Here is a 14,345-nt window from a genome sequence, read left to right on the forward strand (position 1 = left end):
CGGCGCGGCGTCACTCAGATGCCGAAGAGCGTCATCGAAACCGCGACGCGCGTCACCACCATCAGCAGCACCTGCACGATCACGAAAAGCAGGATCGGCGACAAATCGATGCCGCCCAAGCGCGGCAAGATGCGGCGCAGCGGATCGAGAAACGGCGCGGTGATCTGATAGAGCAGCGGCATCGCGGGCGACTGCGGATTGAGCCACGAAAGCAGCGCCATCAGAATCGTCATCCAGATGATGAGGTTGAGCGCCCACTTGACGACCGTCAGCGCCGCGACGAGCAGGAGCATCGGCAGCATGACCGTCGGATCGACGCCGGCGAGATAGACCATCAACGTCACATAGACGAGCGCCGCGATATAGGCGGCGACAATGCTGGCCCAGTCGATCTTGCCGCCCGGCAGAATCTTGCGCAGCGGCAGCACGATCCAGTTGGTCGCCTGCATGACGGCATTCGAAACCGGGTTGTACGGCGGCATGCGCACGACCTGCATCCACGCGCGCAGGAGCAGCGCCGCGCCGAACAGAGTGAAGACGGTATTGAGCAGAAAACGGGCGATATCGCCGAACATCTCGGGTCCTCTGGAAAACGTGCGCGGCAAGAAGGCCGCGCCGGGGTCGGGAAAAGCGAAGGAACAGACGACGCTGGCAGCCGCTAAGACGGCCGCCGGGACTGAGGCTGGCTTGGCGCCGCGCACGCGCACGCTGCGTCGCGCGAGTCGTAGTGAGTGACCTTGATCATTGTTCGTTCTCTGGACTGAATGTCATGTGAAGTCGTCGCGCTCGGGCCGGAGCCCGCGAGCGCCGCGATTTCTTTCTCTTGCGAGCGAAAGGCGCCTAGCATTCCCCGCCCACCGTCAATGCCGGTGGGGCGCCGGACGTCACCATAACATGGCTGCGGGGCGGCTTGGGCGCGTTGTCGAACAACGACGAGCGTTTCCTCTCACAGTCGACTGAAAGCCGATCGCAAGCATAGCGCATGCTCGCGCGCATTGCCGCAAACCCTGATGTTGCCGGCGCACGACGTTTTGCGCGAGCGCGTTTCACGCAAAGATGGCAGCATAGGATGACAGAAAACGATTGAATCAGACGCCGTTACGGATCTTTCGGCTTTGCGCCGTTTAATCGATGGCATGTTTTCTGCTGATTATGTGGTTCACCGCACGCGGTTAGCGTGTTCTAGTTCTTTTGCGAACATTGATGAACGAACCGGGCGCGAATACTAAAGACAAGAGTGATTAACGGAAACGCATCGCTTTTAAGCGGCTGCTTTCCTCGACGTTTTCAAAACGCTACGTTCGGAGGTCGCATGAGCATTTTCTCTTATCGAAAGCATCTGCGTTTCTTGAGCCAGGCGCAAAGGCGTCGCTGGTGGGATCAGAAGAAGCGATTGACACCGCGTGTCGTAATCGGCGGGGCGTATGTTCCGCCCAATGTCACGCGCGAATTCGCTTATGTGAAAGTAGGCTGATCGCCTCAAAAGGAGTCGAGACACAATACATAGCCCCGCCGGACGGCCCGTCCGGCGGGGCTTTTAATTTGATTTGTAAAGATGCGTTACTCGAGCGGCACGCTGTCTCGACGCAAACAAACCATCAGCGCGCCCTCTACCTTGCCGTTCGGACTGCTCCTCGCCCGCGGCATCGCCAACCTGCCCGAGCGCCAGTCGCAGACCTTGCAATTTGCAACAAATGGCTCGAGCGGCCGCGCGCGTTTTTCGCTAAATTCAGAGTACGCAGCCGCGCGACCGGATGGACCGGTCGGCCTCAAGCGGCGAGGAGAACCAAAGTGAATAAGCTCGGTAGTTTGTTGGTCGCCGGCGCCCTCGGCCTGGGTGTCGCGAGTCTGGCGCAAGCGCATGTGTCGGTCGGGGTCGGTATCAGCGTGCCGGCGTATCCGGTGTATCAGGCGCCGCCGGCGCCGGTTTATGTCGCTCCGCCGCAGCCGGTTTATGTCGCGCCGCCTCCGCCTGTCGTCTATGGGCCGCCGCCGGCAGTCGTCGTGGGCGGATATGGATACGGTTATTACGGCCGTCCTTATTGGCGGCACGGGTATTATGGCCATCCGTATGGCCACGGTTACGGCTACGGTCGCGGCCACTGGCACTAATAGTCGCTTTTCCGCGATCGACCGCCCGAGCCCCGCAAGGGGCTTTTCTTTGGCATCGATGAAACTGGCTATTCCGATTCGCTTCGGAACTGGCGAGAATGGCGTTTTTCCGACGCCACTTCACATCCGATGCTTCCACTTCCTGCCCCGACTTTCGATGACGTCGCCGATGCCGCCCGCCGCATAGACGGCGTCGCGCATCGCACGCCCGTTCTCACGTCCCGCACGGCGGACGAAATCGCCGGCGCGTCGCTCTTTTTCAAGTGCGAGAACTTCCAGCGCATGGGCGCTTTCAAGTTCCGCGGCGCGTTCAACGCGCTTTCGCATTTCGACGACGCTCAGCGCGCGGCCGGCGTCATCACGTATTCGTCGGGCAATCACGCGCAGGCGATCGCGCTGTCCGCCCAGCTCGCCGGCATTCGCGCGACGATCATCATGCCGGAAGACGCGCCCGCCGCGAAGATCGCCGCGACGCGCGGCTACGGCGGCGAAGTCATCACGTATGACCGCTACACGCAGAATCGCGAAGAGATTGGCCGCGTGCTCGCCGAAGAGCGCGGCATGACGCTGATTCCGCCGTATGACCATCCGCATGTGATCGCGGGGCAGGGCACGGCGGCGAAGGAGTTGATCGAAGAAACCGGGCCGCTCGATTATCTCTTCGTGTGTCTCGGCGGCGGCGGGCTGATCGCGGGCTGCGCGCTCGCGGCGGCGGCGCTCTCGCCTTCGTGCAAGGTGATCGGCGTCGAGCCGGAAGCGGGCAACGACGCGCAGCAGTCGCTCGCGCGCGGCGAGATCGTGCATATCGAGGTGCCGCGCACCATCGCCGACGGCGCGGCGTCCACGCACGTCGGCGAATACAACTTCCCGATCATCCGCAAGCATGTGGAGCGCATCGTCACGGTGAGCGACGCGCAACTCGTCGATACGCTGCGCTTCTTCGCCGAGCGCATGAAGATGGTCGTCGAGCCGACCGGCTGCCTGGGGGCAGCGGCCGTGCTTCAGAAGGTCGTGCCGGTGGAAGGCAAGCGCGTAGGCGTGATCGTGAGCGGCGGCAACGTCGACCTGGCGCGCTTCGCGCAGTTCATCGCGTGAAGCGGGCCGTCAGGACGCCGCGTGCACGATCAGATCGCGGTAGCCGTTGACGATCACGCTGTACGCGAAATAAGCGAACAGCACGGCGGACATCACATGGCACGCGCGTAAGAGGCGCGTGCCGGCGCGCTTGCGGCCGTGGGCGGCGAGCGTGCAGACGAAGAGCGTCCAGCCGAGTCCGCCGCAGAAGAAGCCGAGCAGAAACACCGACGCGCTGATCGGGCTCGTCGCCCCGGCTTTCGCGATCAGCGCGCCGCCGACCGCCGCGAACCACAGAATCGCGCTCGGCGATGAAACCGCGAGCAGACATCCGCGCAGGAAGCTCTTGAGATGGCTTTGGCGCGGCGCGCGCGTGTCCGCTTCGCCCTCGACGGGCGGCGCGGACGCGGGGTTCATCGCCTCGCGCGCCATCTTCCACGTGAGAAACAGCAGCACGATGGCCCCGCCGATCCACACGACCCACCGCACCGCAGAGAACTGCAGCAGCGCCGACATGCCCGCCAGCGCCAGCGCGGCGTAGAACAGGTCGCCGAAACACGTCCCGAGGCCGAGCACGAGCCCCGGCTTGAACCCGTGCGACAGCGCGAGCGAAATGATCGCGACGTTGGCGATCCCGATATCCAGACATAGCGACAGCGACAAGAAGAAGCCGTCCGACATCAACGACCACGAATGCGTCATGCGTGCTCCGTGAGCGCGAGCGTCACGTCGAGCCGGCCGGTCGGCACGCCCATCGTGTTCACCATCGGCGGGTGACGAAAATCGTCGAGCGCGGCGCGTTGCTCGCGCGTGCCGATGTCGAGCAATTCCAGCACGTGCGCGACGACCGCATGCAGCACGTTCGTGTTGCCGTCCTCGACCTTCACCGCAATGCCGAGCGCGCCTTCCGGACGCTTGACGCCGATCGCATAGCTCGCGTCCGCGCCCGTCTTGCCGACGAGCGCGCCGCCGTACGCCCGCATCAGTCGCGTGCAGAAGCGTCCTTCGCCCGCTACAAGTTCGGGGTGCGACGTCATCGCGCGATAAATGCGTCCGAGCGGCGAGCCGTCCGGCGCGCCGGCGATCTTCATGTAGAGCCGAGCGAGGCGGTCGAGCGGGAAAGCGGGCGTCGGCAGATTGCATCCGTCGATGGCCCAGAGCACGTCGCCGAACGGCAGATCGACTGCCTGCGCCGTCGCGTGCTTCACGCGCGCCTGCAGCGGATGCTCCGGCAGGTGATAGCCGTCGAGCGCCGCGTTCATGGCCCGCGCGCCCGCCAACATGCCGGCGTGCTTGCCGGAACAGTTGCTGCACACGGGCGTCGGCGTGAAATCGCGGCGAATCCAGTCTTTGTACACGGCGTCCGATATCGGCGGATGGCCGCCGCAACGCAGATCACTCTCGCTCGCGCCGGACTTGGCCAGCATCGCGCGGGCGCGTTCGATGTGGCGCGGCTCGCTGCTGTGCGAGCCGCACATCAGCGCGAGATCGGCTTCGTCGAAGCCGAACTGTTCCAGCGCGCCCGTTTCGATGACGGCAAGCGCCTGCGCCGGCTTCGCCGCCGAGCGCGGCAGCGTCACGCGATGCGGATCGCCGAACGAATAGAGCAGACGGCCGGCGGCATCGACCACCGCGACATGCGCGACGTGCGTGTTCTCGATTGCATTTCCCCGATACAAGGTCGCTGCGATCATGCGTTTTTCCCCGCGTTGTCCAGTCCGATTTCGGTCCACAGCGCATCGACGCGCCGCTTGACGGCCGCATCCATCGTGATCGGGCGGCCCCATTCGCGGTTGGTCTCGCCCGGCCACTTGTTGGTCGCGTCGAGTCCCATTTTCGAGCCGAGGCCCGCGACCGGCGACGCGAAGTCGAGATAGTCGATCGGCGTGTTGTCGACCATGACGGTGTCGCGCGTGGGATCGACGCGCGTGGTGATCGCCCAGATCACTTCCTTCCAGTCGCGCACGTTGACGTCTTCATCTACCACGACGATGAACTTCGTATACATGAACTGCCGCAGGAAACTCCAGACGCCGAGCATCACGCGCTTGGCGTGACCGGCGTAGCTCTTCTTCATCTGCACGATGGCCATGCGATAGCTGCACCCTTCCGGCGGCAGATAGAAGTCCGTGATCTCGGGAAACTGCTTCTGCAAGAGCGGCACAAAGACTTCATTGAGCGCGACGCCGAGCACCGCGGGTTCGTCGGGCGGCTTACCGGTGTAGGTCGAGTGGAAGAGCGCGTCGCGGCGCAGCGTGATTTTTTCGACGGTGAAGACCGGAAACCACTCCTGCTCGTTGTAATAGCCGGTGTGATCGCCGTACGGACCTTCGAGCGCGTGTTCGTAACGCGCGGCGGCGCCTGTCGACGGACGCGGCGGCGCGCCTTCCGGCGCGGGTGGCATCGCGCCTTCCTGCGGATAGATGAAGCCTTCGAGCACGATCTCGGCACGCGCCGGGACCTGCAACGTATCGACGCCCGGCGTCAGGCACTTCGCGAGCTCGGTGCGCGAACCGCGCAGAAGGCCCGCGAACTGATACTCCGAAAGCGTATCGGGAACCGGCGTGACCGCGCCGAGAATGGTGGCCGGGTCCGCGCCCAGCACGACCGCCACCGGATACGGCTTGCCCGGATTGGCGAGCGCGAACTCGCGGAAATCGAGCGCGCCGCCGCGATGCGCGAGCCAGCGCATGATGAGCTTGTTGCGCCCGATGAGTTGCTGCCGATAGATGCCGAGGTTCTGCCGCGTCTTGTCCGGGCCGCGCGTGACGGTAAGGCCCCACGTGAGCAGCGGTCCGGCGTCGCCCGGCCAGCAGGTCTGGATCGGCAGGCGCGCGAGGTCCACGTCGCCGCCTTCCCACACGATCTCCTGGCAAGGCGGCGCGCCCACCGACTTGGGCGCCATGTCCCACACGGCCTTGGCGAGCGAGAGCAGCTTGCCGGCGTCCTTCAGGCCGCGCGGCGGCTCCGGCTCCTTCAGCGCGGACAGCAGCCTGCCGATATCGCGCAGCGAACTGAGCGCGGCGGTATCGCTGCCGAGGCTCGCATCGGCGCCGGTCTGTGGCTCCGTTTCGATGCCCATGCCGAGCGCCACGCGCCGCGTCGTGCCGAAAAGGTTCGCGAGCACCGGCATGCTGTGACCGGTCGGCGCTTCGAAAAGCAGCGCCGGGCCGCCCGCGCGCAACACGCGGTCGGATAGTTCGGTCATTTCCAGGACGGGGGAGACAGGCTGCCGGATGCGGCGCAGTTCACCGAGCGCTTCGAGGCGGGCGGTGAAGTCGCGCAGATCTTTATATTTCATCGATGGTCGGACGAGGACTCGAGGCCGCTACATGGAGCGGGGCGGGCGGGACGGCTGCGCGCTAGGCGATTGTCGATTTTACCTGCGTGTCAGTCCGTGCGCTGGGAGACATTCAGGAAATTCCGCTGGAAAGCGCCTTTGGGACGTGCGCTGGCGCTCCTAAACGGTGTTCATTATTACTGTAAGTAATTGAAACGGAACGGTATAGCATTGACGGATCATTAAACCCTGCTAGAATCCCTTCGCATCCATTGCAGGTTTTGAAACTTTTTACCTTAGCCTCAGGTCTTTTCTCAGACGCTATGCGTCGCCTGCGCCGCACCTGCCCGGCGATTCATGGCTGTTGGTTGTCACGGCCGGCGTTATCGAACGCCGGTTTTTCGCGTGGGAAGCCATCTGCGCATCAAGGGCATGCTGTTCGTGCCGCGCACTCCGGCCGCTTTTGCCGGTTCGGCTTTCCAGACGGCGCATGCCGTTTCCCCGATGCCGCTTACGCCTTGCCAAGAGCGAGCGGTGTCTGATTTGCGCTTTCGAACACCGGTTTATTGGTATTCATCAGCCTAAATCATGCAACATTGGGAGCATCGATGAACGCTTGGTTATCGTGGCGTCCCGACACTCGCGTCGCGCAAAGTTTGCGCACCGCGCTGCGTCGTGGAAGCCGTATGAGTCACTATCTCTTCAGCCTGGTCGGTTGCGCGGCGATCGTCACGGCGCTCGCGCTGTGGCTTCTGCCGTCCTGGCGCACCACCTTCGCCGCACGGATCATGCCGTTCGTGTCCGCCGCGGTCCAGGCGGGTCCTGCGCGGCTTCTCGCCGGCCAGCCGCTTCCTCCGTTCTCGGCGGTGCATCGCCAGCCGGCGGACGCGGCGCCGATCAGCCTCGCCGCGAACTCCGACCGGACCGCTGCGCCGGCGGCGCAGGTGCCGTCGCTAGGCGCCGCCGCCACGGACGACGAGAGCACGCGCCAACTGACCGGCGGCATCAGTCTCGCCGTGTCGCCCAACGGGCTCGATCCGCGCACCATGCCTTCGGTCAGCTTGCTGGCGAGCGCGATTCCGGCGCAGCGCATTGTCGCCGATGCGCGCGACGACCGCGTGCTCGTCTCCACGCGCGAGCAGAAGCTCGTCGCGAACTTCATCGCGCGGCGGTATCGCGTGGCCGAAGAGCCGGTCAGCGACCTCGTGCGCGCCGCGTTCGACACCGGCCGCGAAGTCGGTCTCGATCCGCTGCTGCTGCTGTCGGTGATGGCCATCGAATCGGGTTTCAATCCGTACGCGGAAAGCGGCGTCGGCGCGAAAGGGCTGATGCAGGTGATGTCGAAGGTGCACTCGGATAAGTTCGAGTACTTCGGCGGCAGCCACGCGGCGCTCGATCCGCTCGCGAACATCAAGGTCGGCGCGCTGGTGTTGAAGGATTGCATCGCGCGGGGCGGCTCGGTGGCGGGCGGCCTGCGCTACTACGTCGGCTCGACCTCGCAGGACGACGGCGGCTATGGCGCGAAGGTGCTGGCCGAACGTGCGCGTCTGCGCGATGTCGCGCGCGGCCGCAACGTGCCGATCAACGCGCCGCAGGCGCCGGTTCAGGCCGCGCCGAAGCAGGTGCTGGCTTCCGCCTCGGCGGATACGGCCAAGCGCGTCCACGTGACGATCGACGGCGCGAAGAAGGCCGACGCGCAGGACGAGAGCGATTCCGGCGAGTCGAAGCACGCCGTGTCCGCTGAGCTGGGCGCCTGATCGGTCAGTCGAACGGTCGGACAAAAGAAAAGGGCACCTCAAGCGGGTGCCCTTTTTGTCGTTTGAGTCGACTGAAACCCAGCGACTGAAATCCAGCGACTGAAATTCAGCGACTGAACAAGTCCCCGAGCCGCGACACCGCTTGTTCCAGCTTCGAATACGCCGTCGCATACGAGAGCCGGATGTAACGGTCCGGCGCGTGAAAGCCGAAATCCGCGCCCGGCACGAGCACTACGCCGGCGTCGTGCAGCATGGAACGCGTGAGCCTTTCGCTGTCGCCGGCGGCGGGATGCGGCACGCTCGTCGTATCGGCGTAGACGTAAAACGCGCCGTCCGGCACCACCGGCACGCCGAAACCGAGCGACCGCAGCGCCGGCACGATGTAGTCGCGCCGCCGCTTGAACTCCAGCCGGCGCGCTTCGTAGATGGCGAGCGTCTCCGGCTCGAAGCACGCGAGCGCAGCATGCTGCGCCAGCGCCGAGGCGCAGATGAACAGATTCTGCGAGAGCTTCTCGACCGCGCCGACCATCGCGTGCGGCACGACGAGCCAGCCGAGCCGCCAGCCGGTCATGTTGAAGTACTTCGAGAAGCTGTTGACCGTCACCACGTCGTCGCCGAAGGAGAGCGCCGACACGGGCTTTGCGTCGTAGCTCAGGCCTTGGTAGATCTCATCGACGATGGTGAAGCCGCCGCGCTCCCGCACCTTCCCGACGATGCGCCGCAGTTCGTCCGGCTCGATGGAGGTTCCCGTCGGATTCGACGGCGACGCGAGCAGCACGCCGCGCGTCGCGGGCGTCCAGTGCGCTTCGACCTGATCGGCGGTGAGCTGGAAGCGTTCGGCCGGGCCGCTCGCGATCAGCACCGGCTTGCCGTCCGCCGCCGACACGAAGTGCCGGTTGCACGGATAGCACGGGTCGGGCATCAACACTTCGTCGCCGTTGTCGACGAGCGCCATGCACGCGAGCAAGAGCGCCGCCGACGCACCCGCCGTCACCACGATGCGCGCGGGATCGACGCTTAGGCCGAACGCGTTGCGGTAATGCGCGGCGATCGCCTCGCGCAACGCCGTGACGCCGAGCGCGTTCGTGTACTGCGTGACGCCGCGCGTGAGCGCGTCGGCGGCGGCACGCGTGACGGGCGCGGGCGCGGTGAAGTCCGGCTCGCCGATGCCCATGTGGATGATGTCGCGTCCGGCGCGTTCGAGCGCCTGGGCGTCCTTCATCAGCTCCATCACGTAGAACGGCTCGATCGCGTCGACGCGGGAGGCGAGCCGCATGAGCGGTTCCGAAGCGGTATTCATGCCGTCGATCCCGTTAGCCGCGCCCGCGCGCCTGCGCTTCGGCAGGGCGCATCGCGACGGCGAGCTTGTCCAGCACGCCGTTCACGTACTTGTAGCCGTCCGAGCCGCCGAAGGTCTTCGTCAGCTCCACGGCCTCGTTGATGACCACGCGATACGGAATGTCGATGTGATGCTTGAACTCGAAAGCGGCCACGAGCAACACCGCGCGTTCGACCGGCGAGAGCTGGTCGATCGGGCGGTCGAGGCACGGTTGCAGTTCGGCGGAAAGCGCATCGGCTTCCTTGATGACACCGTGCAGGATCGCGTCCAGATGTTCGTGGTCGGCCTTGTCGAAGCCCTGCGCGTTGCGCAGTTGCGCGTCGATCTCGCCGCCGGGCGCACCCGACAGCAGCCATTGGTAAAGCCCTTGCGTCGCGAGTTCACGCGAGCGGCGTCGTGCGCTCTTCATGCGCGGTCCTCGTCTTCGTCTTCGTCATCTTCTTCGTCGCCGCCGAGCTGTTCCAGCGCGACCGACAGATTCGCCATTTCGACCGCCACGCGCGCAGCGTCGCGGCCCTTTTCGGTCATGCGCGCGACGGCTTGTTCGTCGTTCTCGGTCGTGAGCACCGCGTTCGCCACCGGAATGCCGAAATCCAGCGCGATGCGCGAAATGCCCGAGCCGCTTTCGTTCGACACGAGCTCGAAGTGGTACGTCTCGCCGCGCACGACCGCGCCGAGCGCGATCAGGGCGTCGAACTGGCCGGATTCTGCGAGCTTTTGCAGCGCGAGCGGAATCTCGAGCGCGCCCGGCACGGTCACGAGCAGCACGTCCTCGCCGATCACGCCGAGGCGCTCCAGCTCCTCGATGCAGGCATCCGCGAGGCCGTTGCACACCGGTTCGTTGAAGCGCGACTGCACGATGCCGATGCGCAGGCCGTCACCGTCGAGGTTCGGCTGGTATTGTCCGATTTCCATGTAGAGATCCGTTGGTTTGGAATAAGTTGGATGCGGCGGCTGTCGTGAATCAGGCCGAACGCAGATGCGCCACTGTGCCGTCCGTGGCGCTCGCCGCCGTCGCGGGGCAGCCGGGCATCGGAATGAAGCCGGTCACTTCGAGCCCGTAGCCCGACATGCTGCCGAGGCGCCGCGGATTGGCGAGCACCTGCATCTTGCCGACGCCCAGATCGCGCAGAATCTGCGCGCCGATGCCGTAGGTCTTGAAGTCGATCGGGCGGCGCTGCGGCTTCGCCGCTTTGTCGCTTTCGTCGAGCGCGCGGAAGGTTTCGACCAGATGCTCGCGGCTGTCGCCGCAATTCAACATGACGATAGCGCCGAGATCGCGCGCGGCGATTTCCTTCATGGCGGCGTCGATGGTCCACGAGTGCGTGGACGCGTCGATTTCGAGCAGATCCAGCACCGACAGCGGTTCGTGCACGCGCACGGGCGTTTCGCGGTCCGGCGACGGCGTGCCGCGCACGAGCGCGATATGCGGCGAGCCGGTCGGTTCGTCGCGATACAGCACCGCGCGGAACGTGCCGTGCGCGGTCTGCATGGTGCGCTCGCTGACCTTCTCGATGATGGATTCGGTGCGGCTGCGATAGTGGATCAGGTCCGCGATGGTGCCGATCTTGATGCCGTGCTGCTCGCCGAATTCGATGAGGTCCGGCAGACGCGCCATTTCGCCGTCGTCGCGGATCACTTCGCAGATCACGGCAGCAGGCGTGAGGCCCGCGAGCGCGGTCAGGTCGCAGCCGGCTTCCGTGTGGCCCGCGCGCACGAGCACGCCGCCCGGCTGCGCCATGATCGGGAACACGTGACCCGGCTGGACGATGTCCTCGGCGCGCGCATGGGCCGCGACCGCCGCGGCGATGGTGCGCGAACGGTCGGCGGCGGAAATGCCGGTGGTCACGCCCTCGGCGGCTTCGATGCTGACGGTGAACGCCGTGCCGTACTGCGTGCCGTTGCGCTGCGTCATGAGCGGCAGGTTCAGCAGCTTGCAGCGTTCCTGCGTGAGCGTGAGGCAGATCAGGCCGCGGCCGTAGCGCGCCATGAAGTTGATCGCTTCGGGCGTGATGAAGTCGGCGGGGACGATCAGGTCGCCTTCGTTCTCGCGATCTTCCTCGTCGACGAGGATCACCATGCGGCCGGCCTTGAGCTCGGCGATGATTTCTGGAGTGGAAGCGATCGACATGGTGGCGTCCCGGCAGGTCTGTTTGGGAAAGGCCTGTATTTTACGCCACGGCCGATGGACAGTTGTCGGGAAAACGCGGGGCGGGGCGGCGTGTCGTGCTGCTTGCAACGCGATCGAGCGTTGCGTCGGCTTGGGTAGAGCGCAGGGCCGCGGGAGGCGCCGGCGCCGGACGAACGCGCGATGTCCGGCAACGCGCGCGCTTCAGCGACGTTTGCGTATGACGCTCACCAGCCGCCGAACAATCGGTCTAGCGCCGACAAGATCTCGTCCTGTCGATGTACGAGCGAGCTGACTGGCTTGGTCAACGCGCTGCGCGGAATGGCGGCAAGCGTCGGGGTATCGAGCATGCACTCGATTCCCTCGATTGAAAACACGGGAATCAGATCGGGCGGAAGCGGTACCGGAGCGATCCGGTCTAATCGGCGCAGTGGAATGACCACGCGCGTTGCCAGCCCCGATAGATGATTCCCCTGGACCTCGACAATATAAGGCGTACTGGCGTGTCCACTTGGATTGGCGAAAACGTCGAACCGGGCCATCAAAACGTCCGGTATTGTCCGAGCGGCAAGCCATCGCGCTCGATCATGTCGTTGTACGCCTGGATGAACTCCGCATGTTTGATCGCCCACTGGCGATCTTTCTCCAACTGCACTGCCTGTCGTATCGCGCGCTCGCACGTCTGCGAGAAGTTGATGCCGAGCTCCTTTGCGTCCTTGTAGACGTCCTCGGGCAGGCTAATGTTGGTAGCCCGGCGCGGAATGGTGTCGGTCGTCGTGTGGCGCATGATCGCCCTCTCGATGTGGGTATTTATGCGCATTGTAACCCACATGAGGCCGTTACCTCGCGGGGGGCCTCGCGCTATGCGCCGTACCGGCTTACCCCGCCGACATCATCCTCTCCACATACCGCGCGATCAGATCGATCTCCAGATTCACCTTCGCGCCCGCGTGAAGCGCCTTTAACGTCGTCACTTCGACCGTATGCGGAATCAGGTTGATCGAAAACTCGCAACCATCCGCGCGATCCTCGACGGCGTTCACCGTCAGACTCACGCCGTTCACCGTCACCGAGCCCTTGTACGCCAGATATTTGCCAATGTCCTTCGGCGCGACGATCCGCAATTCATGCGATTCGCCCACGCGCTCGAAGCGCGACACCGTGCCGAGCCCGTCTACGTGGCCGGACACCAGATGCCCGCCCAGCCGGTCGTGCGCGCGCAGCGCCTTTTCGAGATTGACCTCCGCCCCCGCATCGCCCAGGCCGACCGTCTTGTTCAGGCTTTCGCGCGAGACGTCGACATCGAACGCATCCGGCGTCTTCTCGATCACCGTCATGCACGCGCCCTGAATCGCGATGCTGTCGCCCAGTTCGACGTCCGCGAGATCGAGGCCGCCCGCCGCCACCCGCAGACGCACGCCGGCTTGCGGCTCCGCGCCGAGCGGCGTGACCTTTTCGATGCGGCCTACCGCCGCGACGATTCCTGTAAACATGAAGCGCGTTCCTTTGTATCGAAGCGTGTTTAGAGCAAGGGACCGGCGACGTGCGCATCGGCGAAGCGCGCCAGAATGCGCAGATCGTCGCCGAGCCGGTCGATGCGATGAAACTTGAGATGCGGCCGCGCATCGAGCGTGGCGGGCGGCGCGAAGTCGAACATGCCGGGCGCGCTGCCGAGCAGGCTCGGCGCGAGATACACCAGCAGTTCGTCGACGCAGCCTTCGCGCAAGAGCGAGCCGTTCAGCTTGTGCCCCGCCTCGACGTGCAGTTCGTTGATGCCGCGATCTGCGAGCGCCGTGAGCATCGCCGGAAGATCCACCTTGCCGTGCTCGTTCGACAACTCGATCAATTGCGCGCCCTTATCGCGCAGCAACTCGGCGCGTTGGGCGTCGGCGTGCGCGGAATGGAAGATCCACGGCGGCGCGTCGTCGAGAATGCGCGCATCCAGCGGCACGTCGAGCCGGCTGTCGATCAGAACGCGCTGCGGCTGGCGCGGCGTGTCGACCGCGCGCACGGTGAGTTGCGGATCGTCCTCGCGTACCGTGCCGATGCCGGTCAGGATCGCGCAGGCGCGGGCGCGCCACGCGTGACCGTCGGCGCGCGCGTCTTCGCCGGTGATCCACTGGCTTTCGCCCGATGGCAGGCCTGTGCGTCCGTCGAGCGTCGCCGCCACTTTCATGCGCACCCACGGCCGACGGCGCGTCATGCGCGAGACGAAGCCGATGTTCATTTCGTGCGCCTCGTTCGCGAGCAGCCCGCAGCGCACGTCGATGCCCGCGTCGCGCAGCATCGCGAGGCCGCGGCCGGACACGGCCGGGTTCGGGTCTTCCATCGCGGCGATGACTTTCTCGACGCGCGCGTCGATCAGCGCGTGCGCGCAGGGCGGCGTGCGCCCGAAGTGGCTGCACGGTTCGAGCGTCACGTACGCGGTCGCGCCGCGCGGGTCCTTGCCGCGCGAACGGGCGTCTTTCAGCGCGCGCACTTCGGCGTGATCCTGGCCGGCCGGCTGCGTGAAGCCCATGCCGATCACTTCGCCGTTTTTGACGAGCACGCAGCCGACGCGCGGATTCGGCGTCGTCGTGTACATGCCGCGCGAGGCGAGCGCGAGCGCGCGCTCCATGTAGGTGAAATCGGATTGCGAGAACATCGCGGCGGCCC

Annotated in this window: 15 protein-coding genes; 3 read left to right on the plus strand and 12 right to left on the minus strand. The window is 65.4% G+C overall.

Translation table 11 applies throughout. The features are described from left to right. Positions 1-14 precede the first annotated feature (14 nt). Entirely contained in the window at positions 15-575 is a 561-nt protein-coding gene (locus NCR34_RS04520; RefSeq protein ID WP_248321645.1) for a YggT family protein, read from the minus strand. Positions 576-1,791: 1,216 nt separating this feature from the next. Here NCR34_RS04520 and NCR34_RS04525 point away from each other — a divergent pair. Together NCR34_RS04525 and NCR34_RS04530 are read left to right on the plus strand one after the other, a co-directional pair. Continuing rightward, entirely contained in the window at positions 1,792-2,112 is a 321-nt protein-coding gene (locus tag NCR34_RS04525; RefSeq protein WP_250499187.1) for a hypothetical protein, read from the plus strand. 129 nt (positions 2,113-2,241) lie between these two features. After that, the gene (locus NCR34_RS04530) at positions 2,242-3,207 is read left to right on the plus strand and encodes a threo-3-hydroxy-L-aspartate ammonia-lyase (protein ID WP_250499188.1); all 966 of its coding nucleotides are present in this window, start codon (positions 2,242-2,244) and stop codon (positions 3,205-3,207) included. Positions 3,208-3,216: 9 nt separating this feature from the next. Here the strand turns inward: NCR34_RS04530 and NCR34_RS04535 are convergent, their stop codons facing one another. Genes NCR34_RS04535 through NCR34_RS04545 form a run of 3 tightly spaced genes read right to left on the minus strand, consistent with a single transcriptional unit; the run spans position 3,217 to position 6,487 of the window. Further along, entirely contained in the window at positions 3,217-3,888 is a 672-nt protein-coding gene (locus NCR34_RS04535) for a LysE family translocator (RefSeq protein WP_248321648.1), read from the minus strand. Continuing rightward, on the minus strand, positions 3,885-4,880 hold the full coding sequence (locus tag NCR34_RS04540; protein WP_250499189.1) for an asparaginase: 996 nt from the start codon (positions 4,878-4,880) through the stop codon (positions 3,885-3,887). Before NCR34_RS04540 ends, NCR34_RS04535 begins: the two co-directional genes overlap by 4 nt. Continuing rightward, the gene (locus NCR34_RS04545; RefSeq protein ID WP_250499190.1) at positions 4,877-6,487 is read right to left on the minus strand and encodes a UbiD family decarboxylase; all 1,611 of its coding nucleotides are present in this window, start codon (positions 6,485-6,487) and stop codon (positions 4,877-4,879) included. The genes NCR34_RS04540 and NCR34_RS04545 overlap by 4 nt, the downstream gene beginning before the upstream one ends. A gap of 587 nt (positions 6,488-7,074) precedes the next feature. Here NCR34_RS04545 and NCR34_RS04550 point away from each other — a divergent pair. Next, positions 7,075-8,223, plus strand: a complete 1,149-nt coding sequence (locus tag NCR34_RS04550; protein WP_250499191.1) for a lytic transglycosylase domain-containing protein — start codon at positions 7,075-7,077, stop codon at positions 8,221-8,223. Between the two features lie 106 nt (positions 8,224-8,329). On the opposite strand, the gene NCR34_RS04555 is transcribed toward NCR34_RS04550, so the two are convergent. The 8 genes from NCR34_RS04555 to ribD all read right to left on the minus strand — a co-directional run bounded on the left by NCR34_RS04555 (position 8,330) and on the right by ribD (position 14,334). After that, positions 8,330-9,523, minus strand: coding sequence for a pyridoxal phosphate-dependent aminotransferase (locus tag NCR34_RS04555; RefSeq protein WP_250499192.1), 1,194 nt, complete (start codon positions 9,521-9,523; stop codon positions 8,330-8,332). Positions 9,524-9,536: 13 nt separating this feature from the next. Beyond that, positions 9,537-9,971 carry a transcription antitermination factor NusB gene (gene nusB, locus NCR34_RS04560; RefSeq protein ID WP_175939794.1) on the minus strand — a complete coding sequence of 145 codons (435 nt, stop codon included), beginning with the start codon at positions 9,969-9,971 and terminating at the stop codon, positions 9,537-9,539. Continuing rightward, a complete protein-coding gene (gene ribH / locus NCR34_RS04565) occupies positions 9,968-10,477 on the minus strand; it encodes a 6,7-dimethyl-8-ribityllumazine synthase (protein WP_175939795.1) in 510 nt (169 codons plus the stop codon). The genes nusB and ribH overlap by 4 nt, the downstream gene beginning before the upstream one ends. Before the next feature lie 49 nt (positions 10,478-10,526). Then, on the minus strand, positions 10,527-11,693 hold the full coding sequence (gene ribBA / locus NCR34_RS04570) for a bifunctional 3,4-dihydroxy-2-butanone-4-phosphate synthase/GTP cyclohydrolase II (RefSeq protein ID WP_248321653.1): 1,167 nt from the start codon (positions 11,691-11,693) through the stop codon (positions 10,527-10,529). Positions 11,694-11,917: 224 nt separating this feature from the next. Further along, complete coding sequence (locus NCR34_RS04575) at positions 11,918-12,232, minus strand: CcdB family protein (protein ID WP_248321654.1); 315 nt, start codon at positions 12,230-12,232, stop codon at positions 11,918-11,920. After that, complete coding sequence (locus NCR34_RS04580) at positions 12,232-12,477, minus strand: type II toxin-antitoxin system CcdA family antitoxin (RefSeq protein ID WP_248321655.1); 246 nt, start codon at positions 12,475-12,477, stop codon at positions 12,232-12,234. The genes NCR34_RS04575 and NCR34_RS04580 overlap by 1 nt, the downstream gene beginning before the upstream one ends. Before the next feature lie 91 nt (positions 12,478-12,568). Beyond that, the gene (locus NCR34_RS04585) at positions 12,569-13,183 is read right to left on the minus strand and encodes a riboflavin synthase (RefSeq protein WP_248321656.1); all 615 of its coding nucleotides are present in this window, start codon (positions 13,181-13,183) and stop codon (positions 12,569-12,571) included. 29 nt (positions 13,184-13,212) lie between these two features. Further along, positions 13,213-14,334, minus strand: coding sequence for a bifunctional diaminohydroxyphosphoribosylaminopyrimidine deaminase/5-amino-6-(5-phosphoribosylamino)uracil reductase RibD (gene ribD / locus NCR34_RS04590; RefSeq protein WP_250499193.1), 1,122 nt, complete (start codon positions 14,332-14,334; stop codon positions 13,213-13,215). Positions 14,335-14,345 lie beyond the last annotated feature (11 nt).

Source organism: Caballeronia sp. GAWG1-5s-s (assembly GCF_023631445.1).
Classification (GTDB): Bacteria; Pseudomonadota; Gammaproteobacteria; order Burkholderiales; family Burkholderiaceae; genus Caballeronia.

Coding starts and splice junctions, on each gene's coding strand:
- NCR34_RS04555 (WP_250499192.1), bottom strand. CDS start 9,523: ATGAATACCGCTTCGGAACCGCTCATGCGGCTCGCCTCCCGCGTCGAC.
- ribBA (WP_248321653.1), bottom strand. CDS start 11,693: ATGTCGATCGCTTCCACTCCAGAAATCATCGCCGAGCTCAAGGCCGGC.
- NCR34_RS04535 (WP_248321648.1), bottom strand. CDS start 3,888: ATGACGCATTCGTGGTCGTTGATGTCGGACGGCTTCTTCTTGTCGCTG.
- NCR34_RS04520 (WP_248321645.1), bottom strand. CDS start 575: ATGTTCGGCGATATCGCCCGTTTTCTGCTCAATACCGTCTTCACTCTG.
- ribD (WP_250499193.1), bottom strand. CDS start 14,334: ATGTTCTCGCAATCCGATTTCACCTACATGGAGCGCGCGCTCGCGCTC.
- NCR34_RS04530 (WP_250499188.1), top strand. CDS start 2,242: ATGCTTCCACTTCCTGCCCCGACTTTCGATGACGTCGCCGATGCCGCC.
- NCR34_RS04540 (WP_250499189.1), bottom strand. CDS start 4,880: ATGATCGCAGCGACCTTGTATCGGGGAAATGCAATCGAGAACACGCAC.
- ribH (WP_175939795.1), bottom strand. CDS start 10,477: ATGGAAATCGGACAATACCAGCCGAACCTCGACGGTGACGGCCTGCGC.
- NCR34_RS04550 (WP_250499191.1), top strand. CDS start 7,075: ATGAACGCTTGGTTATCGTGGCGTCCCGACACTCGCGTCGCGCAAAGT.
- nusB (WP_175939794.1), bottom strand. CDS start 9,971: ATGAAGAGCGCACGACGCCGCTCGCGTGAACTCGCGACGCAAGGGCTT.
- NCR34_RS04575 (WP_248321654.1), bottom strand. CDS start 12,232: ATGGCCCGGTTCGACGTTTTCGCCAATCCAAGTGGACACGCCAGTACG.
- NCR34_RS04580 (WP_248321655.1), bottom strand. CDS start 12,477: ATGCGCCACACGACGACCGACACCATTCCGCGCCGGGCTACCAACATT.
- NCR34_RS04545 (WP_250499190.1), bottom strand. CDS start 6,487: ATGAAATATAAAGATCTGCGCGACTTCACCGCCCGCCTCGAAGCGCTC.
- NCR34_RS04585 (WP_248321656.1), bottom strand. CDS start 13,183: ATGTTTACAGGAATCGTCGCGGCGGTAGGCCGCATCGAAAAGGTCACG.